Origin of the sequence: Sphingobacterium shayense, from assembly GCF_013179575.1 — a bacterium.
Taxonomy (GTDB): domain Bacteria; phylum Bacteroidota; class Bacteroidia; order Sphingobacteriales; family Sphingobacteriaceae; genus Sphingobacterium; species Sphingobacterium shayense.
Genome location: NZ_JABMCQ010000002.1, coordinates 1 through 26,694 on the forward strand (window position 1 = coordinate 1; position 26,694 = coordinate 26,694).

Annotated in this window: 26 protein-coding genes; 25 read left to right on the plus strand and 1 reads right to left on the minus strand. The window is 39.9% G+C overall.

What is annotated here, in order from left to right:
- From HP439_RS00450 to flxY, 25 genes are all read left to right on the plus strand, one after another.
- Positions 1–629: lysophospholipid acyltransferase family protein (locus HP439_RS00450; protein ID WP_172388363.1), on the plus strand; the 629-nt coding region annotated here is incomplete at its 5' end.
- A gap of 14 nt (positions 630–643) precedes the next feature.
- On the plus strand, positions 644–1,549 hold the full coding sequence (locus HP439_RS00455) for a dialkylrecorsinol condensing enzyme DarA (protein ID WP_172388364.1): 906 nt from the start codon (positions 644–646) through the stop codon (positions 1,547–1,549).
- A 1-nt stretch (position 1,550) separates the two neighbouring features.
- Positions 1,551–2,684: a dialkylresorcinol biosynthesis protein DarB gene (gene darB / locus HP439_RS00460; protein ID WP_172388365.1), complete on the plus strand. Its 1,134-nt coding sequence runs from the start codon at positions 1,551–1,553 to the stop codon at positions 2,682–2,684.
- Positions 2,684–3,112: a hotdog family protein gene (locus tag HP439_RS00465; protein ID WP_216657717.1), complete on the plus strand. Its 429-nt coding sequence runs from the start codon at positions 2,684–2,686 to the stop codon at positions 3,110–3,112. The genes darB and HP439_RS00465 overlap by 1 nt, the downstream gene beginning before the upstream one ends.
- Positions 3,112–3,573, plus strand: a complete 462-nt coding sequence (locus HP439_RS00470; RefSeq protein WP_172388367.1) for a hotdog family protein — start codon at positions 3,112–3,114, stop codon at positions 3,571–3,573. Before HP439_RS00465 ends, HP439_RS00470 begins: the two co-directional genes overlap by 1 nt.
- A gap of 2 nt (positions 3,574–3,575) precedes the next feature.
- Positions 3,576–3,980: a flexirubin biosynthesis protein DarG gene (DarG, locus tag HP439_RS00475; protein WP_172388368.1), complete on the plus strand. Its 405-nt coding sequence runs from the start codon at positions 3,576–3,578 to the stop codon at positions 3,978–3,980.
- A complete protein-coding gene (gene darH, locus HP439_RS00480; RefSeq protein WP_172388369.1) occupies positions 3,980–4,975 on the plus strand; it encodes a BtrH-related acyltransferase DarH in 996 nt (331 codons plus the stop codon). The genes DarG and darH overlap by 1 nt, the downstream gene beginning before the upstream one ends.
- Positions 4,976–4,977: 2 nt before the next feature.
- Positions 4,978–5,724 carry an ABC transporter ATP-binding protein gene (locus HP439_RS00485; protein WP_172388370.1) on the plus strand — a complete coding sequence of 249 codons (747 nt, stop codon included), beginning with the start codon at positions 4,978–4,980 and terminating at the stop codon, positions 5,722–5,724.
- Positions 5,717–6,997 carry an ABC transporter permease gene (locus HP439_RS00490; RefSeq protein ID WP_172388371.1) on the plus strand — a complete coding sequence of 427 codons (1,281 nt, stop codon included), beginning with the start codon at positions 5,717–5,719 and terminating at the stop codon, positions 6,995–6,997. The genes HP439_RS00485 and HP439_RS00490 overlap by 8 nt, the downstream gene beginning before the upstream one ends.
- Positions 6,972–7,415: an acyl-CoA thioesterase gene (locus HP439_RS00495; RefSeq protein WP_172388372.1), complete on the plus strand. Its 444-nt coding sequence runs from the start codon at positions 6,972–6,974 to the stop codon at positions 7,413–7,415. Before HP439_RS00490 ends, HP439_RS00495 begins: the two co-directional genes overlap by 26 nt.
- Before the next feature lie 2 nt (positions 7,416–7,417).
- Positions 7,418–8,515 carry a beta-ketoacyl synthase N-terminal-like domain-containing protein gene (locus HP439_RS00500; protein ID WP_172388373.1) on the plus strand — a complete coding sequence of 366 codons (1,098 nt, stop codon included), beginning with the start codon at positions 7,418–7,420 and terminating at the stop codon, positions 8,513–8,515.
- Positions 8,509–9,105: a 3-oxoacyl-ACP synthase gene (locus HP439_RS00505; protein WP_172388374.1), complete on the plus strand. Its 597-nt coding sequence runs from the start codon at positions 8,509–8,511 to the stop codon at positions 9,103–9,105. The genes HP439_RS00500 and HP439_RS00505 overlap by 7 nt, the downstream gene beginning before the upstream one ends.
- Positions 9,106–9,109: 4 nt before the next feature.
- Complete coding sequence (locus tag HP439_RS00510; protein ID WP_172388375.1) at positions 9,110–9,367, plus strand: phosphopantetheine-binding protein; 258 nt, start codon at positions 9,110–9,112, stop codon at positions 9,365–9,367.
- A 4-nt stretch (positions 9,368–9,371) separates the two neighbouring features.
- A complete protein-coding gene (locus HP439_RS00515) occupies positions 9,372–10,571 on the plus strand; it encodes a beta-ketoacyl-[acyl-carrier-protein] synthase family protein (protein WP_172388376.1) in 1,200 nt (399 codons plus the stop codon).
- The gene (locus HP439_RS00520) at positions 10,568–11,629 is read left to right on the plus strand and encodes a beta-ketoacyl synthase N-terminal-like domain-containing protein (RefSeq protein ID WP_172388377.1); all 1,062 of its coding nucleotides are present in this window, start codon (positions 10,568–10,570) and stop codon (positions 11,627–11,629) included. The genes HP439_RS00515 and HP439_RS00520 overlap by 4 nt, the downstream gene beginning before the upstream one ends.
- Positions 11,623–12,396 (plus strand): polysaccharide deacetylase family protein, encoded by a 774-nt coding sequence (locus HP439_RS00525; protein WP_172388378.1) that lies wholly within the window; start codon positions 11,623–11,625, stop codon positions 12,394–12,396. Before HP439_RS00520 ends, HP439_RS00525 begins: the two co-directional genes overlap by 7 nt.
- Complete coding sequence (gene lolA2, locus HP439_RS00530) at positions 12,386–13,012, plus strand: flexirubin biosynthesis/transport protein LolA2 (RefSeq protein WP_172388379.1); 627 nt, start codon at positions 12,386–12,388, stop codon at positions 13,010–13,012. The genes HP439_RS00525 and lolA2 overlap by 11 nt, the downstream gene beginning before the upstream one ends.
- Positions 12,990–13,604 (plus strand): flexirubin biosynthesis protein LolB2, encoded by a 615-nt coding sequence (gene lolB2, locus HP439_RS00535; protein ID WP_172388380.1) that lies wholly within the window; start codon positions 12,990–12,992, stop codon positions 13,602–13,604. The genes lolA2 and lolB2 overlap by 23 nt, the downstream gene beginning before the upstream one ends.
- Before the next feature lie 19 nt (positions 13,605–13,623).
- Positions 13,624–14,001, plus strand: a complete 378-nt coding sequence (locus tag HP439_RS00540) for an ApeI family dehydratase (RefSeq protein ID WP_216657718.1) — start codon at positions 13,624–13,626, stop codon at positions 13,999–14,001.
- The gene (locus tag HP439_RS00545; protein WP_172388381.1) at positions 13,998–14,483 is read left to right on the plus strand and encodes a hypothetical protein; all 486 of its coding nucleotides are present in this window, start codon (positions 13,998–14,000) and stop codon (positions 14,481–14,483) included. Before HP439_RS00540 ends, HP439_RS00545 begins: the two co-directional genes overlap by 4 nt.
- 8 nt (positions 14,484–14,491) lie before the next feature.
- On the plus strand, positions 14,492–15,676 hold the full coding sequence (locus tag HP439_RS00550) for a DUF2062 domain-containing protein (protein ID WP_172388382.1): 1,185 nt from the start codon (positions 14,492–14,494) through the stop codon (positions 15,674–15,676).
- On the plus strand, positions 15,676–19,329 hold the full coding sequence (locus tag HP439_RS00555) for an MMPL family transporter (RefSeq protein WP_172388383.1): 3,654 nt from the start codon (positions 15,676–15,678) through the stop codon (positions 19,327–19,329). The genes HP439_RS00550 and HP439_RS00555 overlap by 1 nt, the downstream gene beginning before the upstream one ends.
- Positions 19,326–20,858, plus strand: a complete 1,533-nt coding sequence (locus HP439_RS00560) for a phytoene desaturase family protein (RefSeq protein ID WP_172388384.1) — start codon at positions 19,326–19,328, stop codon at positions 20,856–20,858. Before HP439_RS00555 ends, HP439_RS00560 begins: the two co-directional genes overlap by 4 nt.
- Positions 20,845–22,512 carry a C45 family peptidase gene (locus HP439_RS00565; RefSeq protein WP_172388385.1) on the plus strand — a complete coding sequence of 556 codons (1,668 nt, stop codon included), beginning with the start codon at positions 20,845–20,847 and terminating at the stop codon, positions 22,510–22,512. The genes HP439_RS00560 and HP439_RS00565 overlap by 14 nt, the downstream gene beginning before the upstream one ends.
- Positions 22,494–23,798 carry a flexirubin biosynthesis putative acyl-CoA ligase FlxY gene (gene flxY, locus HP439_RS00570; RefSeq protein ID WP_172388386.1) on the plus strand — a complete coding sequence of 435 codons (1,305 nt, stop codon included), beginning with the start codon at positions 22,494–22,496 and terminating at the stop codon, positions 23,796–23,798. Before HP439_RS00565 ends, flxY begins: the two co-directional genes overlap by 19 nt.
- Here flxY and HP439_RS00575 read toward each other — a convergent pair.
- The gene (locus tag HP439_RS00575) at positions 23,795–26,671 is read right to left on the minus strand and encodes a DEAD/DEAH box helicase (protein WP_172388387.1); all 2,877 of its coding nucleotides are present in this window, start codon (positions 26,669–26,671) and stop codon (positions 23,795–23,797) included. The genes flxY and HP439_RS00575 overlap by 4 nt on opposite strands.
- Between the last annotated feature and the right edge of the window lie 23 nt (positions 26,672–26,694).

The following is a 26,694-nucleotide window of genomic DNA, read 5'->3' on the forward strand; positions in this document are numbered from 1 at the left end:
AGGTAGCGATTTCTGCTGGTTTTCGTGATCAATTTACCTACGAATTTGATGGTATAGAAGTGCTTAAAGATTCTCTGGCGAGGAAACAAGGAGGGATTTTAATATCGGCGCACGTTGGGAATTTTGAGATTGCGGAGCGATTTTTCGCAGATATCGATATTGACTTTCAGATCAATGTGGTCACTGTCGACCAAGAGCATACAGCGATTAAAGAATATATCGAGCGCGTGGCAGGAAAATCTAGTGTCAAATTTATCAAAATTACCGAGGACATGTCACATGTCTTTCAGATTAATGAAGCGCTCTCTAATAACGAGCTTATTTGTTTCACAGGGGATCGTTATTTTGTTGGTTCAAAAAAGCTGCGAGCAGAATTATTGGGTGAATTTGCAGATTTTCCGGCAGGACCTTTCTTGATAGCCTCTCGTTTACGAGCTCCACTTATTTTTGTCTATGTCATGAAGGAGAAGGGGTTACATTATCATTTATATGCCCGACAAGCTCCGGATGTTAAACACAGGGATCCAGACTCATATTTGTTAGCGTATATACAAAGCGTGGAAGGAATTTTGCGTAAATATCCGTTACAATGGTTCAATTTTTTTGACTTTTGGAATCGTAAGACTTAATTAGGTAAGCTCTCATGAAACACGTTCTATTTATTTATTTTTCCCAATCCGGTCAACTCGAAGAGATAGCTCGTTCTATTGCGACCCCTTTATTGAATGATAGTGATATAGTTGTAGATTTTTATGAGATAAAGATGGTGCATGCCTTTCCATTTCCTTGGGAGTCTGATACGTTCTTTAATGCGTTTCCGGAATCATTTCGGCAAACTCCAGAGGAAATTCATCCCCCAGCACCAAAAATACTTGAAACCAATTACGATTTGATTGTGCTACATTATCAGGTATGGTACCTCACGCCGTCAATTCCCGTCAATTCATTTTTGAAGAGTAGATTTGCTCAAAAGATATTTATGAACAAACCTGTGGTAACGGTTAGCGGAAGCCGTAATATGTGGGCATTAGCACAAGATAAGATGAAGATTCTACTTAGTAATCTTCGAGCGGACTTAGTTGGTAATATTGCGTTGACGGACAGAAACCATAATTTGATATCCGTTATAACAATAGTAGATTGGCTCTTTTCTGGAATTAAACGCAAAGCCTATGGCATTTTTCCGATGCCCGGTGTTTCTGAAGAGGAGATTCATGGGGCGTCAAAATATGGAAAAATTATTTTGAAACACCTGAAACAGGATAGCTATGTCGGTATTCAAAGTGAGTTAGTGAGAATGGGAGCTGTTGATTATCGTTTTTTCTTGGTTTCTATGGATCAAAAGGGGAACAGAATGTTTAGAATCTGGTCTAAACTTATTTTAGATAACCCTAAATACAGAAGCCGGTTAATCCGAGCTTTTAAATATTACGTTATTTTCGCAATTTACGGCATTTCGCCTATAGTGTATTTGATAGAGTTAGTATTTTTCCCACTGTTATACTTTCTGAAATATAAAAAGGAAAGAAAACATTATCAAGGATTATAAAATGTTCGAAGTATATATAAATAGAATTTCAAAATTTCTCCCAAACGGTCCAATATCCAACGAGGAGATGGAATTATACCTAGGTAAAATAAACGATTATGAATCCAAAGCGCGACGAATAGTATTGCGGAATAACGGTATTCTAACACGGTATTATGCTTTAACTGAGGAAGGAAAGCCCACTCATACCAACGCCCAGTTAACGGCGGAAGCGATAAATGGATTGTTTGATAACGAGTTCTCAGCTAATGATGCGCAATTGTTATCTTGCGGAACATCATCACCGGATTACCTTATGCCCTCCCATGCTGTCATGGTACACGGTGAATTGAGGAACTGTAACCTAGAGGTTAATTCGGCTTCAGGAAATTGTTGTGCAGGGATGAATGCGTTGAAATTCGGTTATTTGTCCGTAAAAGCTGGAAATACAGATAATGCCGTATGTGCGGGGTCTGAACGGATGTCTTCTTGGATGATTGCGGATCATTTTAGCCAAGAAATTGAAAATTTAAAGCAGCTCGAGCAGCAACCGACGGTTGCATTCAATAAAGATTTTCTTCGATGGATGCTCTCGGATGGTGCAGCAGCAGTATTGTTAGAAAATAAAAAACGAGGACCGTTGGCCCTACGCATTGACTGGATGGAAGGCTATTCCTTTGCTCATGAGTTGGAGGTGTGTATGTACGCTGGAGCAGAAAAGAAGGGGGATGGGACGCTAACTTCATTCTCTGACCTGCCTTCTGAGGAATGGTTACATAGGTCTATTTTTGCCGTTAAACAAGATACGAAGCTGCTGGATCAATATATTTTGGTAAAAGGTGTTGAAAGTATGAAGGCCGCAATGGATAAACATGGAATCACCCCGAGTGATATCGATTTTTTACTTCCGCATGTTTCGTCTCATTTTTTTGTGGAAGGCCTCTACGAAGGATTCGTACAGGCGGGAATTGAAATTTCCAAAGATAAGTGGTTCATGAACTTGAAGGACGTCGGAAATGTTGGCGCTGGATCGGTCTATCTAATGTTAGAGGAACTATTTGCTTCGGGCCGGCTAATAAAAGGACAACATGTGATGCTTTGCGTTCCTGAAAGCGCACGGTTCACTTACGCCTACGCATATTTAACTGTATGTTAATGAAAATACCTATCTCTGGCGTCGATTTAAAAGAGCTCATACCTCAAAAAGATCCAATTGTGATGATAAGTTCGTTAGAAACTTACCAAGAGAATGCATTACAATCGTCATTCTTGGTGACCAAAGAATGTATTTTTATTCAAGACGTTGAGCTTGCGGAGACCGGGCTTATAGAGCACATGGCTCAATCTGTCGCTTTGCATACTGGGTACAGTTTTTATTTGCAAAATTTGCCAGCACCTATAGGATATATTGGGGCTATACAGCACGTCGAAATCCATCTTTTGCCGAAAATCGGACAGACCATATATAGTGATGTAAAGATTATACAAGAATTTTTTGGAGTCACATTAGTAGAAATAATTACTAAATTAGATGGAAAAATAATTGCTAAAGCTCAGATGAAAACCGTTATAGCCGCGCCGTGATGAACGAACAATTACAACAAATTGTTGTCGACATAGAAAATTTTTTACCCCATCGTAAGCCTATGTTGATGGTTGATAAGATAATTGCTATTTCGCCTACATATGTGTTGTGTAGCTTCGCGATCAACAGGGATAATATATTTGTTAGTGGGGATTTTTTCCAAGAAGTAGGGTTAATCGAAAATATGGCGCAGACCTGCTCATCCATAGTTGGACAAACGTTCTACGACCAAAATTATAATCCAATTTCGGATAAACGTATTATAGGTTTTATTTCTGCTATTAAACAACTTTCGATATTTAATTTACCAAAAGTTGGAGCGAATATATCAACGGATTCCACATTGACTTCGCAATTTGACGGTGAAGATTACACCATTTGCACCATGTTTGTCCAAGCTAAACATAACGAAGTGCTACTTGCAAATGCAGAGATCAACTTGTTCTTAAAAAAGCAGTAATTATGAAGAAATCAGAAGTTCCTCAGGATAACGGTCGCGTGTTTGAGAAAGGCTCACGGGAATTATATTACGCATTGGATGAAAATGGCGAATATACAACAGCGTTAAGTACAGGATGGGAGGTTAAGAATCAGGTTCAGGACCAAACGATGCTTGAGCTTCAAGAACGAATTGATCGTGCTCGAAACGATTTGAAGACAGGGTTGGTAAGCCCAATCGTTTATTTTATGGAGTTACAACGAATGGACTGGCAGATTTTGTCGGACTATACAGGTATATGGAAGTGGCGGATTAAGAGACACGCCAGACCTAAAGTGTTTGCGAAATTAAATGATCGTATTTTGAGTAAATACGCGGAAGCATTCGATATCGATATTGATGAGTTAAGGAAATATAGCGGCGTATAATGCAAATAGAATTCGAACACCGTATAAGTGCGCATTGCGAAAATGGAGTAGCATCTAATTTACTAACCAACAAAGGGCTCGCTATCAGTGAACCGATGGTTTTTGGAATAGGTTCCGGTTTGTTTTACGTGTATCTGCCCTTTTTGAAGGTCAATCATGCTCCCGGATTGAGTTATAGGCCGGCTCCCGGATGGATATTCAATCGACTTGCGAAGAGATTGGGGATTAAGATTAAGCGACTTAAATTTTCAGATAAGCGGAAAGCGCAACAGATCTTAGATGAAAATCTTCGCAATGGAACTCCATGTGGTCTGCAAGTAGGTGTATATCATTTACCTTACTTTCCCGAAGATTATAGGTTTCATTTTAATGCGCATAATATCGTTGTTTATGGTAAACAAGAAGAAGAATACTTAATAAGCGACCCGACGATGGAAACCGTCAATCGACTGACGGAGATAGAGTTAGAAAAGGTCCGTTTTGCAAAAGGAGTACTTGCTCCTCGAGGACATATTTATTACCCATTGTTTATCCCAAAAGATATTGATTGGCGAAAGGCAATCAATAAAGCAATTAAGAAAACATGTAGCGATATGCTCGCTCCTGTACCGATAATTGGTGTGCGTGGGATGCGTATGGTTGCTCGCGCTATTCGGCGATGGCCGAAGCGGGTCGGCACAAAAAAGGCCAATTACTATCTTGCGCAAATGGTGCGTATGCAAGAGGAAATCGGAACTGGCGGCGGAGGCTTTCGATATATTTATTCTGCATTCTTACAAGAAGCGGGCAGATTGGTTGAAAATGAGAGATTGTTGGAACTTTCAATGGAAATGACCGCTATTGGTGACATATGGCGTGATTTTGCTTTAGAAGCTTCGCGGGTATATAAAAAGAGAAGTAACCAGGAAGACGTATATAATAGTCTCGCTGATAGTCTTATGCATCTCGCTGATCTTGAAGAAGCATTTTTTAAGAAATTGAGACGATCACTTTGAATATGTGTGTAATCGATATAAATAGTGTAACCAAGCATTATAGGGGAGCTAGTGAAAATGCCGTAGATTCCGTAAGCTTCGCTGTCCAGGCTGGAGAGATTTTTGGGCTATTGGGGCCGAACGGCGCGGGTAAAACCACGTTGATCTCTATGCTATGCGGACTGTTACGTCCGACTTCTGGAAATTTTGAGATCTGTGGTTTAACATATAGAAAATCATCAACGGAGTTGAAAAGTCGTATTGGCGTGGTACCACAAGATTTTGCTATCTATCCTTCTTTGACTGCTAGAGAGAATCTGCAGTATTTTGGGGGCATATATAACCTTAAATCAAAAGATTTATACCACCGCGTTCAAGTTGCTTTAGAAGCTTTGGGTTTAGCACCCTATGCTGATAATCGAGTTGATACGTTTTCAGGTGGTATGAAACGGAGAGTCAATTTGCTCGCTGCAGTCTTACATAAACCCGATGTTTTATTTTTAGATGAACCTACCGTGGGTGTAGACGTGCATTCAAAAAAGGCGATTATTGAATATCTACATAAATTAAATAAACAAGGTACTACAATCGTTTATTCGTCGCATCATCTATTAGAAGCGCAAGAATTATGTAGTCGAGTTGGTATTATTGAATCTGGTAAGCTACTTCTTGACGGTGCCCCTAGAGAATTAATCGCTCAGGTGAACGAGGCCCGCGATTTGGAAGATGTGTTTATAAATCTCACAGGAAAGGGGTTGCGCGATGTTTAAAATATTATTGTCGATAAAAAAGGAGCTGCTCCTGCTTATACGTGATATTGGAGGTGTCGTGATTCTTTTTGTTATGCCCTTGCTTTTATTGATTGCAGTAACTATGGTACAAAAAGGCTCCTTTGAATCTATCCTTGGTAGTCAAGTGTCCGTACTTTTGGTAGATAATGATAAAGACAGCGTGGCTCAGGTGCTTATAGATAAGCTTGGCGAAAACGATGGCATTTTGGTAGTCGACTCCATAGATGGGCGGCCTGTAACGCAGCAGCAGGCGAAGGAATTAGTTCACAGTGGGCAGTATCAATTAGCGATAATATTACCGTCCGAATTGACTCGGGATCTACAAACGCACGTTCAACAAAATGTTGACAAGGTACTTGCAGAATTTGATTTCAGTATGGATACTGTGTCCGAAATTCCCGAAATTGTCGACCCTGGGGAAGTGATACTTTATTTTGATCCAGCTACGCAGGCCGCGTTTAAGACTGCGATTCGAATGTCAATAGATAAGCTTGTTTCGAATATTGAATCACGAGCCATTTATACAACTTTTCAGCAGGAGCTAGTCGATGATCCAACTGAAGATTTCGGTATCCAGCAGTTTATTTCTTTTAAAGAGGAGTCTTCAGGCGATAGTGGTTATCAGGAAATACCGAACGCGGCTCAACACAACGTGCCTGCATGGACGTTGTTTGCGATTTTCTTTATCGTAGTGCCGCTTTCAATAAATATCGTAAAAGAAAAATCCCAAGGGACGATGGTGCGTATCACTACGAGTCCAACATCGTATTCCGTATTCTTAGTTGGTAAGACAATATGTTATTTGATTATAAGCCTCACTCAATTTTATTTGATGGTATTGGTGGGAATGTTTCTATTTCCTTTTATAGGATTGCAGGCGTTTCAGGTAGGAGATAATTTCTTTTGGCTAAGTATCATTGCTTTGTTTAGTGGATTAGCCGCTATTGGGTTAGGTGTTTTAATCGGTACAATGGCTACGACTCAAGAACAGTCTGCTCCTTTTGGTGCAACATTAACTGTTGTTCTTGCCGCTTTCGGCGGGGTTTGGGTACCGGTATTTATAATGCCACCTTTAATGCAGACGTTTTCGGCGATATCTCCAATGAATTGGGGTTTGAACGCATTTTACGATGTATTATTGCGGCATGGAGGAATGGGCGAGATTCTCCCTGAAATTATTTTGCTATTTTTGTTTTTTGTGCTGACACTTGGGCTAGCAATATTTTATGATAAGAAGAAAAAGGCAGTTTAGTGACCCATCTTCACTCGGTGCGTCGATTGATATTTCCGTACGATTTAGCGAAGTCGATTCGCTGGGTATCGTTTGGCATGGTCATTATATTCTGTATTTTGAGCAAGGTCGTGAAGCATTTGGGAAACTGCATGGTATCGACTATTTGACTATTCAGAGCCATGGCTATACTACGCCGGTGGTGAGCAGTTCTTGTGAGCATAAGTTACCTCTACGGTACGGCGAGATAGCGCGAATAGTAACTAAATTTCGTAATACACCGGCAGCAAAGTTGATATTTCATTTTGAGATATATAATGAGCAGAATAGACTCGTTTGTACGGGTGAAACGGTCCAGGTCTTTCTAGATAGCGATAACAATTTAGTGTTAAATTTACCAAAATTTGTCCTTGATTGGAAGCGTAAAGTGGGTTTATAATTATGGAGTGGAAACCTGTATATATACATGACAGCAATTGCGTGAGTCCTCTCGGGATCGACCTGCAATCTAACTGGGCCCAGTTAACATCTGGGAGTACCGGTATTACCGAACAGAAGATTGGACCATTTGACCATGTTTTTGTAGGGAAGATTTGTAATGATCTATTAGAAAGTTTCCCTGTTGAAGATACTCATCTTGAGCGGATTCTTTTAGCCGCCGCAACGCCTGTTGTCAAGAAACATCCTCCGGGTCGCCGAACCGTACTTGTCCTTTCAACGACTAAAGGGAATGTTGATTATTTAAATTTAGATAATTTTCAACAAGCAAGATTTTCATGCTTAGCGAATAAAATCGCCCGTTGTTTGGGATTTCAAACCCAACCCATCGTAGTGTCACACGCGTGTGTTTCTGGCTTGCTTGCAGTCTCTGTTGCAAAACGCTTGATACAAATGGAGAGTTGTGATGATGCTATTGTCCTTGCAGGTGATGTCGTAAATTCTTTCGTCGTTTCAGGCTTTAATGCTTTTCAGGCGATGAGTGATGTTCCCTGTAGACCTTTTGATGTGGCCCGTTCGGGAGTGTCATTGGGTGAGGCTGCGGCTTGTGTCTATATGTCAAAAGAAAAAGGCTCGTTTCGAATATTAGGGGAAGGAGGAAGAAATGATGCAAATCATATTTCAGGCCCGTCTCGGACAGGAGAGGGTTTATACTTGAGCGTAATTTCCGCTATCAAGGAAGCACAGATCGATATCACATCAATTGATTATATCTGTGCACATGGTACCGCAACACAATACAATGATGAGATGGAGGCTATCGCTTTTGATAGGCTCGGATTGTCCAATGTACCTGTAAATAGTTTAAAGGGATATTTCGGACATACTTTAGGAGCTTCTAGCCTACTTGAGCTAGTTGTCGCAATGTATTCCATGCAAGAGTCAATGTTGCTCCCAACTTTGGGATTTCAAGAGCTTGGTGTGTCACGCGATATAAATGTTATTGATACGCTTCGAAACACGGAAATCAATTGTTTTTTGAAGACTTCATCAGGCTTCGGCGGAAGTAACGTCGCCATATTAATCGAGAAAGTATGTTAGAATCGTTCTACATCGAGAAATTCTGTAAAATCCATAAGCAGCAAATCGCGGTAGATAGTCAGATCGTATGGCGAGATGAGGAATCGCCGTTCAGCGAGTTTGTTAAAAACTCATTTCGCAATTTGCAAGTGGAATATCCCAAGTTTTACAAAATGGATCCGCTAAGTAAATTAGCTTTGCTTGCCTCTGAGTATCTCTTAAAAGATAGTTCTGATAGTAATATTGCCATTGTACTTGCAAACCAATCAGGTAGCATGGATAGCGATGTTAAACATATGCACTCTATTAGAGATCCAGAGAGTTTTTTTCCAAGTCCGGCGACATTTGTCTATACTTTAGCAAACATTTGTGCTGGAGAAATAAGTATTCGACACAATCTGCAAACAGAAAATGTATTTTTTGTAGATGATCAGTATCCTACTGACCTTATCTATGCCTATACATCCTACCTTTTGCAATCCAATCGCGCGCGAAAGGTACTCTGTGGTTGGGTAGAATATTTCCAAGAAAATTATAAAGTGGTTTTGTATCTTGTTGGTCGAGATGGCACGCAGATACATTCTGTGAAAAATATAGAAGTATTATTTTAAAAAAATGACAGAATTAAAAGAAGAATTGAAAGGTAAAATCATTGAGGTTCTCAATCTAGAGGATATAACCTTGACTGATATTCAGGATGAAGACGCTTTGTTCGGAGAAGGTTTAGGTTTGGATTCTATTGATGCCTTGGAGTTGATTGTGTTGATGGATAAAGAATATGGCATCAAATTATCGGACCCTAAAAAAGGGAAGATTATATTCCAGTCAATAAACACAATGGCCTCTTATATTTCGGAAAATCGAACGAAATAGTCTAATGGGCAAAGGAAGAGTAGCAATTACTGGAATGGGAATTATTTCTTCGATAGGTCTTACTGTCGAAGAGAATCTGCATGCACTATTAACGGAACAGCATGGCATTTCTCGATTGGAAAATTTTCCTACCAAGTGGAGTTCGGATATTCTCGTTGGAGAGGTGAAGCATACCAACGAACAGTTGGCTCGGATTTTAGATGTCGATACGACGGCAGCCTATACGCGGACAGCACTTTTGGGAATATATGCTGCAAGGCAGGCAGTATACTCGGCGGGTTTAAAAGATTTAGGGGATAATCGAACTGGTCTAATTTCTTCAACAAGTGTGGGGGGAATGGATTATACCGAAAGATATTTTTATGATTATGTAGATAACCCTGTAATACGACCTTTTATAACGACACATGACCCTGGAAGTTCAACGCAGCAGATTGCTAGTGATCTTGGAATCAAAGGTCTTGTGACGACAATTAGTACAGCCTGTTCATCGGCGGCTAATGCGATCATGATGGGCGCGCGACTGATTACTTCGGGGCGACTGGACCGGGTTATCGTTGGTGGTGCTGATGCGCTAAGTAAATTTACGATTAATGGTTTTAACACATTAATGATCCTCTCCGATAAGCCTTGTAGACCATTTGATGATCAACGTAACGGATTGAATCTTGGAGAGGCAGCAGCTTATCTGGTTTTGGAGTCAGAGAAATCTATTCAAGCGAGAGAAAGGGAGGTTTTAGCATACCTGGCTGGTTATGGGAATGCGAATGACGCTTTTCATCAAACGGCATCGTCAGCTGATGGTGAAGGTGCATATTTAGCAATGCACAAAGCGCTGACGAATGCAGGAATAGAAACTTCAGCAGTCGATTATATTAATGTGCATGGTACTGCTACGGCGAATAATGATCTTTCCGAGGGTTATGCTATATTACGTGTTTTTGGTGATAAGCCTCCCGTTTTTAGTTCTACAAAGGCATTTACAGGGCATACGCTTGCCGCCGCCGCTGCAATAGAAGCTGTCTATAGTATATTAGCAATACGTCACAATAAGGTTTTTCCAAACCTCAATTTTCAGCGAACTATGCAAGAATTTACCTTCCGTCCGCAGCCAAGTCTTTTGACACAGGATGTTTCGTGTGTGTTGTCGAATTCGTTCGGATTTGGGGGTAATTGTTCTACTTTAATTTTCACCAAAAAATGAGCAAGTGTGTCTACATTAATGGAATTGGCGCTGTTAGCACACAAGGTGCATGGCGTCTAGGTTTGTTCCATCAAGCCCAGGAATTAAATCATGGGATCAATGAGGCCGTCTCACCCTCTTATAAAGAACTTATTGCTCCAGCAATGCTCAGACGCATGTCGAATGGCGTTAAGATGGGGATATACGCGGCTCAACAGGCACTCAATGAGTCATTTATCGTTGTTCCTGACGCTGTTATCACAGGAACTGGTTTAGGGTGTTCGATAGACTCAGAGAAATTTTTGCGGGGCATATTAGACAACCAGGAAGAGTTTTTGACACCGACGTCCTTTATTCAGTCAACACACAATACCGTAGCCGCTCAGATAGCTCTTAGGCTAGGGTGCAAAGGTTATAATTTTACCTATGTACATCGTTCAGTTTCATTTGAATCGGCTGCACTCGATGGGCTAATGCAGCTCCAAGATGACCAGGTTCGTGACATTCTTTTAGGTGGAGTTGACGAGCTATCCCAGCATACCTATGGTTTGCTACAATTAATCGGCCAAATAAAACAAAATGGGCTACATGAAACGGTGAAATGCAGTGTTTCTAAAGGGGTCAATTACGCAGAAGGAGCGACATTTTTTACGCTTAGTTCAGAGCGTAAAGAAACTAGTTACGCACAACTGATTGACGTCTCCCTTCAACATGATCTCGATCATAATGAACTTTCTACTTTCGTCGAAAACTTTTTAATAGCACAAAAAATTGATTATGGACAAATAGATGCCATTGTTCTTGGGATCAACGGCGATCGAGAATACGATAAATTCTACGATATATTTGGTCAAACGTTTGGGGAGATCCCAACCCTGTATTATAAACATTTAATAGGTCAATACGACACCTCTTCGGCCTTCGGTCTCGCGGTAGCGGCACGTGTGTTAAAGGATCAAGAAATTCCGGATGTTCTTTTTTGGAATACTCATAAAATGTTCAAAACTTTAACGAACATATTAGTTTATAATCAGTTTAACGGTAAAGACCATTCTTTAATTCTTGTTCGTGCATGTTAAAGCATTCCGTTCTTTTTCCGTTATTTATTACCTTAAACAGCTTCACCTTACTAGCCGTCTTTGCAGGGCAGTCATATGTTTGGTTGTTGTTGTCTTCAATGGTTACCCTAGCGATCGTTACCTTAGGCACCTTCGATATCCGGTTAGGGTATTTCATGCCAATATATTTCAAAGGGAAGGATACAAGGGATAAATTTATTTCGTTGTCATTCGACGATGGTCCCTCGGACCATACTTCCGAAATACTTTTTCTTTTAGATAAATATAACGCCAAAGCGACATTTTTTTGTGTCGGTAAACAAGTGAAAATTTATCCAGAGATAGCAAAAAAGATTGTTAGAAATGGGCACACAATAGGAAATCATACCTTTACGCATACTCCTCAGTTTGGGTTTATGGATCGTAGGCAGGTTGAGCGGGAATTACGCGATTGCGATCGCACATTTTTAGAAGTAGTAGGCAGGGTACCTCGTCTTTTTAGACCTCCTTATGGAGTGACTAATCCTTCGATCGCGAAAACAGTCAAAGTTACAAAGCACCATGTAATTGGTTGGAGTAACCGTTCTTTAGACACGGTTATAAAGCAAGATGCTAAAATTTATAAGAGAGTCGTTAGAAGGCTTCGTAGCGGTGATATCATCCTTTTTCATGATACATCAGCACGTACCGTCGAGGTAATCAGGAGATTGTTACCTTTTTTAGTAGAAAACGGGTACGTATGCGTGACAATAGATAAATTGTTAAATTTGCAAGCGTATGAGGATTAGTTTAATATATATTATTCTGTTTATTATCCCTTTTTTGGGTTGGAGCCAATCCCGAAAAATGGATGCTACGCAAATTCAGACTTTTGAGCAGTCACTGCGTCAGCTGGATAAGGTGGAAACTCTGGAGGCAGATTTTGTACAGTATAAACATATGAGTTTTATAAAAAGGCCAATCGTTTCTAAAGGGAAACTGTATTTAAAAGGTACTAAATTACTGCGGTGGTCATATCTTTCACCCTTTGTTTATGACATGGTTTTTAAGGAAGGAACGATTCGGATTAACGACCAAGGAAATAAACGTACAATAAATATTGGTGATAGTAAGCAGTTTGAGAAGATAAGCGGTTTAGTTTCTTCAAGTATGCGTGGAGGTAGTTATAATCAAAAGGAGTTTACAGTCGGTTATTTTATTAAAGATGGAGCGAATATGGTTCGCCTTACACCCAAAGGAAACGAAGCAAAAAAATATATAGAAACGATTGAAATTATATTTTCACGATCCGACAAGAGTATACAGGAGGTCATTTTAACAGAACCATCTAAGGACTATACTCGTTTCGTGTTATCCAATAAAAAAGTAAACAAATATATCGATGATTCGATTTTTAACCTATAGTGCATTTTTAGTATTTCTTCTGTTTTCTTGTCGAAGTTATCGATACGCCGATGCGGTCGGCGTTAGACCAGCAAGCCAGGAAATAAACACCTTTTTTTTAGACACGGCTGAATCGATCGTTTATCGGGCAAAAATTGATGCATTTTCGCGAAAAATTAATGGGACAGCGCTTATAAAGACGTTAGCTCCACAGGAGCATCGCGTAGCCTTAGTCAGCGATTTTGGTCAAACTTTATTTGACGTCAGCATTTCTAATGATGACTATACGTCACATTATATCGCCCCAGACTTAGCAAAAAATACGGTGATTAATACGGTAGTAAATATCTTTCGGACTATCACCGAGCGTCGATTTGCTAATTCTGCTTTAATCTTTAAAGATAAACAACATTACCCCGTGTATGTCGTCGAAGATAGCTATTACAAGTTTAAAGAGAATAAAGTGAATAGTATAACGCAAGTTAAAAGGCTAAAAGAAGAGTTTATCGTAAATTTTACATCATCGGGAGACTCTATACCTACACATATTGACGTGCAACATAAAAAATATCCATTTACGATGAGTTTGGTCTTGGATCAGCAGGATCAATAGATCTATAATCATTAAATTTATGATGTTAAAAGAGTTTTATACGATTGAGAATATTATAGAGCACGATGTCCAGTCTTACGATGTGCAGATCCGTTTGAACCCCAAACATGATATTTTTAAGGGACATTTTCCGAATAACCCGGTAACACCGGGGGTTTGTATGATGCAAATTATTAAGGATCTAAGTGAGCATGTAACGGGAAAACAACTATTTCTAACAAAGTCTTCCAATGTAAAATTTATGGCTCTAATCAATCCAGATCAGAATCCTCTTTTGAACCTAAATTTATCCATCGAGGCAGACGAGCAATACGGATTAAAGGTGAAAAATGTAACAAGTTTTGATCAGACGGTTGCTTTGAAGCTAACTAACATATATAAAATTATAATATCATGAAAAGTCTAGCGGTTATTCTGTGCTTGTTTCTCGGCTGGATTGCCGTAGATTTGCCAACTATTCGTGAACACTTTCGCAAGGCGAAAGATTCACAATCAGCGACGGAATCACTTTATAACGAGTTGGTTGGTTATACGATGGGCGATCCAGTAGTACTTGCATATAAGGGAGCTTCTCAAACTTTAAAAGCCAGGTTTGAAAAAAATCGGGCTAAGAAAAAAGTTTTGGTCGGGCAAGGCATAAAAATTTTAGAAGAATCTGTAAAAGCGGCACCTGATGAAGTAGAAATTCGACTAGTGCGACTAGCTATTCAAGAAAATGCACCCAAAATCCTTAAGTATAAAGCAAATATGAAAGAGGACAAGCAGATGATTTTGACTAATTTCGCAGCTCAATCCGTGGCGGTCAAGAGAATAATTAGGCAGTATGTGGCACAATCCGACTATTTCTCGCAAACGGAGAAAGATAAGGTCGCAGAGTAGTTTTTCTAATGGATGAACACGAATCTATAGTATTGAAGATAGCGCAACAGGGTGTTGTTATTATTATACCAACATATAATAATGAGAAGACCCTAGCGCGTGTTATTGACGGTGTACTGGAGTATACCTCGTCTGTGATCGTCGTAGATGATGGGTCCACTGACGGCACCAAACAGATTCTTTCAAATTATCCACAAATTGATATTATTAATTGTCCCGTTAATCAGGGAAAGGGCATGGCATTGCGAAAAGGATTTCAATTTGCGTGTGCTCATGGCTTTAAATATGCAATAACGATTGATTCTGATGGTCAACATTATCCTTCCGATATTCCTGTGTTTATCAATCGTCTTGATCAGCTTGCGGAACCGACGTTGCTGATTGGTAGTCGAAACATGGCGCATGAATCGGTACCGAGGAAAAGTAGTTTTGGTAATCGGTTCTCTAATTTTTGGTTTTGGTTTGAGACAGGTGTGAAACTATCGGACACGCAATCTGGATTCCGCGCGTATCCACTTCAGGCTTTAGCAAGAAAGTACTACACTAGGAAATTTGAGTTTGAAATCGAAGTTATTGTTCGTGCGGCATGGCATAGTATTGCTGTAGAAAATGTTCCTATTCAGGTGTTGTATGATTCAAAGGAGCGTGTAAGTCATTTTCGTCCATTTAAGGATTTTACGCGGATTAGTATTTTAAATTGTGTGTTGGTTCTTCTGACCTTTTTATACATTATTCCGCGTAATTTTATAGGTAGTTTCAAAAAAAAAACTTTTACAGAATTCGTTCGTGAGAATATTTTCGGTAGCGAAGATTCTCCGGAGAAAAAGGCGTTATCCATAGGCTTAGGCGTGTTTTTCGGGATCGCACCGGTTTGGGGATTTCAAACTGCATTAACGATCACATTGGCGGTTTTTTTTCGATTAAATAAAATTTTAGCATTCGCCTTCTCAAATATCAGTTTTGCACCCTTTATACCGATCATTATTTATGTTTCGTTGTTGGTTGGCAGTGCCGTCTATCCATCGGCGGAAAGTCTTCATATAGAGTCGATTTCTTTAGATACCATAAAATCTCACCTATGGCAATATTTAACTGGTAGCTTGATTCTCGCGTTTGGAATGGCCTTATTGTTTGGCGTTTCAAGCTACATGTTTTTTAAACTTAATCAGCAACGATCAATTTCAGCACCGTAATGGACGTATTTTTTTATCAGATATATCTATGGGTGCAACGCAAGAAAATAATTTCATGCGTGATTGTTTTTTTGTTTTTGATCATTTGCACTTTTCTTGCTTCGAAAATCCGTTTTGAGGAGGATGTTACGGCGATTATTCCGAACTCCCAGCAGTCGGAGGAACTCTCCCGGGTGCTAAGTCAGATCAATTTTGCAGACAAGATTACCATACTTATTGAAAAAACGGGAAGCGGAGATTTTGGCGTAATGGCTGAAATGGCGAGACAATTTGTTGATTCAACAAGTGTAGATACTTCTTACATACGAGCGGTAACCGGTGCGATAGGGCAGAGCCAGATGGCGGATGCTGTAAATTTTGTGTATCAGAATTTACCTTTTATACTTGATCAATCGGATTATACGGTGATTCAGCAGAAACTAACTCGGGATAGCTTGCGGAGCCAGATAGAGAGCAATTATCGGCGGCTGATTTCTCCCGAAGGTATGTTTATGCGTGACATGCTGCTAAATGACCCCTTGGGCTTGACTACTATTGGATTGAAGAAAATGCAGTATAGTGCAGTTGGAGACAATTTTATTTTAGTAAACGGCTATATTTCAACTCTAGATAGCAATAAATTACTTCTTTTTATTGATCCTAAGTACCAAGGGACGGACACAGAACATAACACATTCTTTGTTGATCATTTGAATGACTTAAAAAAGCAATTGAATGAACAATATCAAGATCGAGCAGAAATATCGTATTACGGAGCGCCTTTTGTTGCTGTCGCGAATGCCAAACAGATAAAGAAGGATATTTCCACTACCGTCGTTGTTTCGATGTCAGTATTAATGGTGTTACTAGTGCTATTTTATAGACGTATCTATGTGCCTCTGTTGGTGTTTATTCCAACGGTGTGTGGTACATTATTTGCATTGGCTTGTTTGTATCTCTATAAGCCCATCATTTCAGCAGTATCGTTGAGTATCGGTGCAGTCCTTATCGGAATCACGATAGATTTTGCCCTGCATTTATTAACGCACTACAAGAAATCTGCGAATCCAAAAATGCTTTTTAAGGAGTTGACACGGCCTCTACTGATGAGCGGGGCTTGTAATGCACTAGCATTTCTTTGTCTGTTGTTTGTACATTCTGAAGCACTGGTGGATCTAGGTATTTTTGCATCAATATGTATTTTCTCCTCTGCGGTTTTTTCATTATTGATAATACCTCATTTATATCACCCAAAAGAACAACTGCGCCATAGTAATCTGATTGATAAGATTGCGTCGTTTCCTTTTGATCGGAGCAAAATTTTAATAGCAGTTTGCTTGTTGTTGATATTTGGAAGTATATTTAGTAGTGGACGAGTGAGCTTTAATAAAAATATTGCAGACCTAAATTTCGTTCCGCCAGATCTTCGATTGGCAGAAAGTAAGCTCGATAGCATAACATCTGGGTCTACAAAGTCATTGTACTTAGTGTCAACTGGGAAAAGTTTTGAAGATGCAGCGCGCCAATCAGATACTTTGTTAACTACTCTAAAACGGACGTATGATCAAGGTATTATAAATGCATATCAGGGCTTTCATATATTGCCTTTGTCGAAATCGGCTCAGCAATACAAAATAGAGCAGTGGAATAATTTTTGGACACCAGCGAAGAAACGCGCGCTTATAGAAGAATTATTGCAAGAAGAGGAACGCTATGGATTTTCTTCCGATGCACATCAATCATTTTTCGAACTCCTCGATAGACATGTTGAACCATTAAGCTTTATAGATTATCAAACGTTATCGCTGCCAGGGTTTACCGATTACATCGCCGAGCGAGATAGTTTTTATACCATATCAACTCTCGTGAAATTACCGGTTTCAAATAAAGATACTTTTGTAAAGCAGATAAATAAAGAACATAAAGTCCTTGTTGTTGATAGACAACATCTTAATGAAACTTTTTTAGGACAGCTGCGAAACGATTTTAACAGGCTTATCGGCTACTCTTTTTTAGCGGTTCTTTTGATCTTGTGGTGCTTCTTCAAAAAGATTGAACTCGTATTGCTGAGTGCGATACCGATTGGTCTTACGGGTCTGGTTACCACTGGTTTGATGGGGGTATTTGGATTGGAATTTAATATATTTAGCGCGATAGTATGTACATTGGTTTTCGGCCACGGGGTAGATTTCAGTATTTTTATGACCGCTGCCTTACAACAACAATACACGACGGGTAAGGATGAATTGCAGACCTACCGTACATCAATTCTATTGGCCGTGCTTACAACCGTGCTTGCAGTAGGCGCTCTTGTATTTGCAAAACATCCTGCGCTACTTTCAATCGCTTCGGTTTCGCTCATTGGTGTCTTTGCAGCAGTGATAATTACGTTTGTATTCTACCCGATGTTGTTCAGGTTCTTCATCTCCGATCGAGCAAAGAAGGGGCAGTCACCGTTTACTATCATCCAATTATTACTTTCATTAGCTTTTTTTGCTTATTATGGAATTGGAAGTTTTTTGATTTCAATTTTCGGATCGGTGATGCATTCTATCTTTCCCAGGGATAAAATGCATAAAGAGCTGTTCTTTAGGGGATTAATCGTTAGGTTTATGAACTCTGTGTTATCTTTGAATCCGAGGGTGAAAAGGAGATTGTTAAACCCTACTGGTGAAAGATTTCAACGGCCTGCCATAATTATAGCTAATCATAGCTCTTTCCTAGATACATTATCCATGGCGACACTTGTGCCAAAAAGTATTTTCTTGGTCAATGATTGGGTGTGGAATTCACCTATTTTTGGTCGCGCAGTACGTCTACTTGGAGCTTATCCTGTTAATAATGGACTGGAAGATGGGATAGAGGTACTCCGTCATAAGGTAGAAAATGGATATTCGTTGATTGTTTTTCCTGAAGGTACCAGGTCTTATGACAATGAAGTACGACGGTTCCATAAAGGAGCGTTCTATTTGGCAGAGAAGTTAAGTGTTGATATATTACCAGTCTATCTTTTGGGTAACGGAGACGTGCTTCCTAAAGGTGATATACTTATTCATAATGGTGTTTTAACCCAGATTGTCGGGTCTCGGATCGGGATGTTAGACCGTACATTTGGCGAGGGCTATAGTGAACGCACGAAACTTATTGCACATTATTTTCGTGCACAATACGCAGATTATAGATCGCAAGAGCAGGATCATTATTATTTCCATAAAAAAATACTGCTTGCCTACAGGTATAAACATCCGTCAATTCAACGGATGGTGGAGAAAAATTTGTCAAGTTTTGCGTCGTTTTACGAAGAGGTAGATCAGCAATTGGGCAATCAAGTTTCGGTAGTACATTTCTCTGATTCTGTTGGTGAGTTAGATTACCTGCTTTCATTGAAACAGGGGCGTAGAAAAGTTTATGGTTTAATTGAGGATCCAGAACGGAATGCAATCGCACAAAGTATCTATTGGAACATACATCGTAATATAATATTTCTGCGTTCCGCAGACGGGTTACAAGGGTATCCTTTGGTTATACATCCTAATTTCACAGCTTCGTGTCTTCCAATTGCACAGTTGCACACATTCTCAGAAATATATACCTTTAGACAGGAGGATAAACTTACTGAAAATGGCTGGACGGAAAGCCGCGTCTCAGGAATGGTGTACCGTTATTTCAAATGAACGATCAAAAACCTACATATGATGTTCTGGTTATCGGCAGTGGCTTAGGCGGACTTGTTTCCGCTGTTATTCTTGCAAAGGAAGGTAAGCGGGTGTGTGTCATTGAAAAAAATAATCAGTTTGGCGGTAATTTGCAAATATTTTCGCGCGACAAAAAGATTTTTGATACCGGGGTTCATTATATAGGGGGGCTCTCAAGAGGGCAAAATCTATCTCGTTATTTTTCATATTTAGGGATTTTTCAGGATCTTTCACTGGAAATTATGCCGGAGGTCTTTGACAAAATATACTTTGAACAGACTAATACCATCTATCCCATTGCTCAGGGTTATGATGCATTTGTTCGTCATCTTTCTGTTTTTTTTCCTGAGGAAATTGCTACCCTAGAGCAGTATGTTGAAGATTTAAAAGCTACATGCGCAGCTTTCCCTTTATATAATCTGGAAGACAGTGAAGGTTATGGGAAACAGATCATGAGACAGGGAGTTAAAGAATATTTCCAGCAGCTCACGTCAAATTCTGTTCTGCAAGGGGTCCTAGCTGGAACCAATTTTTTATATGCAGGGATCGGGGATAAAACACCGTTTTATATACATGCTCTTACCGTCAATTCCTATTTACAGAGTGCCTATCGCTGTCGCAAGGGGGGAGGCCAGATTGCTAAGTTGCTGATACGGGAACTTCGAAAACATGGCGGTGAGGCTTTTAAGCGGCAGGAAGTTACTGCTCTTGAGATGGAAAATGGTCGTATTAAGAGTATAGTAACGAGTCAGGGACATCGATTTTACGCCGACCTTTTCATCAGCAATATAGATCCTAAGGCATTCTTAGCGATGATGGGGAAAGAGCACTTTCGCCCTTCCTATTTTAATAGGATTCAAGGCCTGGAAGTTACTACATCTGCTTTTAGTTTACACGTCGTTCTACGGCCGGAAAAAATGAAGTATATTGCCTATAATCTATATGGACATAGAGATTTTACTACTGTATGGACCGCAGCGGATTATGGTATGAAAGATTGGCCCGCTATGTTTATGGTGTCTATGACCGAAGACAGCAGACATCCTGGATTTGCAGATACGGTAACGATATTGACATATATGCATTTCGATGAGGTTGAACCCTGGGAACGAACTCGTAACACGGTCGTTCTGGGGCAGGATCGCGGACCGAGCTATGAAGCATTTAAACGGACGAAGGGACAGATACTTTTGAATGACGTCTCGCGTGTTATCCCAGATTTGAATGACGCTATAAAAGATACATACATATCTACTCCACTTTCATATCGTGACTATATTGGGATGCATAAAGGAAACCTATACGGTCACGTAAAGGATATCGAGGATCCCTTGAAGACGTTTATTGCACCGAAGACCAAGGTGGATAATTTATTTTTTACGGGTCACGCGACGTCCATGCATGGTATCTTAGGTGTTACGATTGGGGCTGTAACGACCTGTTCGGAGATATTAGGGCGCTCCTATTTGTTAGAAAAGATCAGAAAGGAGACTGATGTTACGGTATAGCATTTTGTTTATAATTTCCTTAATGCTGTTGAGTTCTTGTAAGTTGTCTCGTATGCGGGCGGAGCTAGATCCAGGTTCAGTTGTTCAACCGCAAATGGACTTATTAGTTTTGAAAAGTGATTCCTTAATGTTTTCGGGGGATGACTATATGGTGAAAAATGAATTAGCCAATTGGGAATTATATGTTCAAGGAAGTCCCGAGGTAATCGGAGCAAAAATCGGGTTGTTGTCGAAGGATTTATATCGGAATCAAGAAAATATTTTTGCTGAAAAGCTGTTAGAGTTAGTACCGTCAAAAAGAAAACAAAAGAGAATAATGTCTTTTTTGAATTGGTATACACGAAAGCTTGATGATTATATTCCTAAGGAATACTTGAAGGAGATTTATGCGCTTTCAAAGTTTTTGGATACGACATATAACTATTTGGGAAGTCCTTATCAACGAACTCTATGGATGCATGGTGCCCATGATATTGGCCATGTGTTGCAGGATTTGGCTATGGTAGGTTGTTCTTCATTTGCCTTTTGGGGTGAGAATACGCAAGATGGGAATCTACTTATCGGGCGCAATTTGGATTTCTATATGAATGACGATTTTGCTAAACAAAAAATACTTTATTTTGTAAAGCCTTTGTCGGGTCATCCGTACATGTCGGTGTCGTGGCCGGGTATGATGGGCGTGCTCTCTGGAATGAACCGTGAGGGCTTGACTATTACCCTGAACGCAGGGAAGTCTTCCATTCCATGGTCCGCAAAGACCCCTATTTCGATTGTCGCGCGAGAGGTACTCCAATATGCTGCAAACATCGAAGAGGCACTGCGTATATTAGAGAAGAAAAAGGTGTTTGTATCTGAAACGTTGATGATCGGTAGCGCACAAGATAAAAAAGCGATCCTTGTTGAGATAACACCGAGGAAGATAGATGTTGTGAATTCAGTGGATAATCGTCTATTATCTACCAACCACTTTCAAGGAAAGTTGTTGGGCAATGATAAACGAAATACGAAACACATTGCGCGTAGCCACTCTATGTATCGTTTTCAGAAGCTCCAAATGCTACTCGATACGACGAGAGACTTAACACCGGAGAAAGCGATATCGATTATGCGAAATAAAGATGGACATCAAGGGGAAAAACTTGGTTTGGGCAATGAGAAAAGTTTAAACCATCTACTAGCACATCATGGTGTTGTTTTTCAGCCCGAAGATAGACTTGTTTACGTATCGAGCGCACCTGGGCAAATGGGGGCATATAAAGCATACGATTTGAAAGCGGTGTTTGATAGGACATGGCAAGCGGGTGCGGAGCGAAGTGTCGATTCTTTGTTAATTCCGGCTGACACATTTATTGGAACTCGAGAGTATTTTAATTTTAAATCTTTTCAGCGTCTAACGCAGTATTATCTCGAAAAAATCTATCGGAACGATATATTGGTGGTTGATAGTCAATTACAAGAATATATTGATTTGAATCCAGATTTATGGCTAGGCTATTATATCGTTGCTCAAATATATTATCTTCAAGGTGATTATCCTAAAGCGGAGCAATATTTTAGATCGGCAGCTTGTAAAGTTTTGCCGACCGCACAAGTGAAAATTGATATACAGAAACATTTGAAAAAAGTGAGCAAGAGATGGAAGAAAACACAATAATGGAACGGCAATTCTCTTTTGAGATTAAAGCCTACCAGGAAGAACTTTTGCGTAGGCAGTTGACCTATTTAAGCGAATATTCTCCATATTATAAACGCTTATTTGAGCAACACCGCATTGATATAAAAGCGATAAACACAATAGAAGATCTTTCTCGCATCCCTACGACAAGCAAAGATGATGTACAACTTTTTAATGAAGATTTTTTCTGCGCACCAAAGAGCGAAATTATCGATTATTGTTCTACATCCGGTACCCTAGGTAAGCCGGTGACCTTCGGCCTAACAGATGCAGATCTCGAACGCTTGGCCTACAACGAGATGCGTTCATTTCGTACTATAGGTGTAGAGAAAGGTGATCGTGTACAATTGATGACGACGATTGATCGTAGATTCATGGCGGGCTTAGCCTATTTTCTTGGGCTTCGTAAACTTGGGGCAGGCGTTCTACGTGTTGGTTCTGGAATTCCGCAGATGCAATGGGATTCAATCCTTCAGCACACGCCTCGCTTTCTTATAGCTGTTCCGTCATTTTTGTTAAAAATGATCGAATATGCCGAACAGCATCAGATCGATTATTGTAATAGTAGTGTTGAGGCTGTGTTATGTATCGGCGAATCGTTACGTGATGCATCCTTTGGTGATAGTACGCTTACTAGAAGAATAAAGGAAAAGTGGCCGATTAAGTTATTTTCCACGTACGCTTCGACAGAAATGGGGGCGGCTTTTACGGAATGTGAGGCCTCAATGGGAGGACATCTTCACGAAGATCTGATAATTACTGAGGTGCTAGATGAAGATGAAATTCCGGTTCCTGACGGACAGCCCGGCGAGCTTGTTGTTACGCCGTTAGGAATACAAGGAGTGCCACTTTTGAGATTTAAAACGGGCGATATTGTACGGAGACATATTGAGCCGTGCTCATGCGGGCGTCAAAGTTATCGTATAGGCCCGGTAGAGGGACGCAAACAACATATGATTAAGTATAAAGGAACTACATTATTTCCTCCTGCTATGCATGATTTGTTGACAGAATTTCCCGCCTTAGAACACCATCTTATCGAGATAACCCATAACAATATAGGAACTGACGAGATTACAATTTATATTAGCGCAAGAGAGCCCAGCGACGAGATACTGTACCAAGTTAAAAATCTGTTTAGAGCGAAATTACGGGTCGCGCCTACAGTGGAATGGCGTTCTTCTCAGGAGCTTCAAAAGATTATATTCAACCCAATGAGTCGAAAGCCTATTATGTTTATTGATCGTCGAAAGACGAATTATTAACGAAGCAGCTCCTGAATGTCTTCTGATGACAAAGATTTAATGAAACTCTCTTCAGTTGTAATTAAGGCTGCGGACAAAGCTTTCTTTCTGTTTTGAAGAGCCAGTATTTTCTCTTCAACGGTATCTTTGGTGATAAACTTATAGATGAACACGTTTTTCGTTTGCCCAATACGGTGTGATCTGTCAATTGCTTGTTGTTCAACTGCAGGATTCCACCAGGGATCGAGAATAAACACATAGTCTGCCTCGGTAAGATTCAGTCCGACACCACCCGCCTTTATTGATATTAAAAATATTTGTGTGTCTTGTCTTTCTTTGAAAGTATTTACTGCGCTAGCACGATCTTTAGTGGCCCCATCAAGGTAAGCATATTTAATGTGTTGTCTGTCAAAGTGATCTCTAAATAAGTGTAAATGTTTGACAAATTGCGAGAAGATAAGCACTTTATGTTTTTCTGCGATAATGGATTCTAGCATCTCATTGACAGCGTCAAATTTACCCGATGTAAGCTGATCTTGACTATCGATCATTTTGGGGTGGTTCGCAATTTGTCGAAGTTTCGTCAGCCCCTGCAGAAGGAGGATTTGATTTCCTTTCCCTTGACCGGTTAAGGCTGTATCCAATAGCGCATTTCGGTATTCTGATTTTGTGTTCTCGTAATAGCTTGCCTGCTCTTCAGACATCTCACAGTAAAGAATTTGCTCTGTTTTGGCGGGTAGCTCGGTCGCCACCTGGTCTTTGGTACGTCGTAATACGAAGGGTTTAATAATCGCCTGTAAACGAATCGCTTTTGCTTCATCCTTCTTTTTCTCGATAGGAATTACAAATTCTTTTTGGAAGAAGGTGTAGGAACCAAGAAGTCCAGGGTTGGTAAAGTGCATCTGCGACCATATATCAGCAACAGAGTTTTCTATCGGCGTACCGCTAAGCGCCAACTTATGACGACTACTTAGGCTTTTAATCGCTTTAAAAGATTTTGAAGTAGGATTTTTGATGTGTTGACTTTCATCGAGGATGATATAATTGAAGAAAAATTTCTTTAACATTTCGTTGTCGCTACGGGCTATACCATACGTTGTGATGATCAGATCAAAATGAGAAAATCCGAAGGCGTCCCGCAAACGATTACTCCCTGCATGTATATGTATACGTAATTGCGGCGCGAATTTCTCGGCTTCTTTCTGCCAGTTGTACAGGAGTGACGTTGGGAGAATAAGTAAAGATACCTTTGCTTGTTCAGTTGGTAACAATAGTTCGCGTTGCTGTTGAAGTAATGCTAGTGTCTGAACGGTCTTTCCAAGCCCCATATCGTCGGCGAGGCAACCTCCAAATTTGAACTTTTGTAAAAAATGAAACCAATTGTATCCGGCTCGCTGATAGGGACGGAGTTCCCCATGAAATGTTTTTGGCAGTGGGGCCTCGTCGATGATTTCGAAATTTAGGAGATTCTCTAATTTGCGATGAAAGGTAACTTCAGTCTGGTCAGAGATTTCATGGAGTAATCCAATGTGTGTCTTACTGATTTGAAGAGCGTCTTTTTTTGTGTTGAAGTGAAATAAATGTGCATATTTGGCGAACCATTCCTCTGGTATAAAGGTAACTTCTCCGTTTGGTAGGACGAATTCGTGAATCTTTTTCAATATGTGGTCGCGAAGATCTAGGAAGGGTATTTCATATTCGCCGAATCGCGCAACAGCATGAATATCAAACCAATCGTTTCCTTCTTCAATATTGATTTCTAACGATGTTTGCCCCAAGAAAATACGCGTGTTTCCTTGCGTTTGCTTAATAACGAAATTCTTTTTAAGAAGTTCAGTTTGGTTGTTTGTTAACCACGAAATCACCGATTCATTTTCGTTTTTTGTTGTGAAGACGTTATACATGGGCCCACGGCTTTTTAAACCTAGGGATTCCAGTAGCTCGATTTGTTTCTTCTCCCAAAGTGACGATCTTTTAATCCTATGGAACGTGTATTTGTCTCGCTCTGGATCGTGTTCGACTCTCACACTAATAGGCATCACCGAACTGGAAGGGAATTCATATTTATCGTATTGGAAATAGAGCTCCAACGATGAATTTTCTGGCGAAATATAATAAAGCTTGATTAATGCAGTAGCTTGTTCTTTGTATGTTTTTATCTCGAAGCCTTCCGCATATACGTTGTACCGCTCAATTAAACCAGCAACAAACGTATTGAAATATTTCTGTTCGGTTTCTCGTGGGACGGCTATGTATCGTTTATTCAAGAAGGGGCTCAACTTTTTTCCATCAATATCTTGGTTAAAATGATAAAGGGTGTTTTCAATGAGAATCCATGCTTGTTCATTTATGATGACTTGGGCGTCTTTATACATGAATTCTAGTCGATTTCCTTCGTGCTTTAACGTTGGAAAATACCTTGTTTCCAGTTCGTTTCGACGGAAATGAAAAAGAATGGATGTTGCTTCTTGAGCGATGTTTATCTCCTGGTCGGCTGGATAACCATCTTTGCTCATGAGAAATAAGGGTTTGGTTCCGATAGAGTTGAGCACCTCTAGTAGTTTTCTTTCAATGCGAGGGCGCAGAAAATCATAAATCTTTGAATCGAAGTTTTTACTAAAAAAATCGAGCGGCCGCATCGCTTTCTTTGTATACGATTTTATAATGTGCGTCTGTTCTATTTGATCTAATAGAGCGATGAGTCTATAGTCCACGTCGTCTAGAACCGGTGCAAAATCGCCAATCGTATTCGTGAAGATACGTTTATAACTTAAAGAATATGATCCGTTTGCGTTTAGGTATACTATATGTGGTTCAATTAAATAGCCTAGATATGGATGTAATCCTAAGGAGTAGACGAGTTTAAACTTTAAATTACTTTCGACTTGTATCATTAAAAAAGATGAGTGCCCATGAA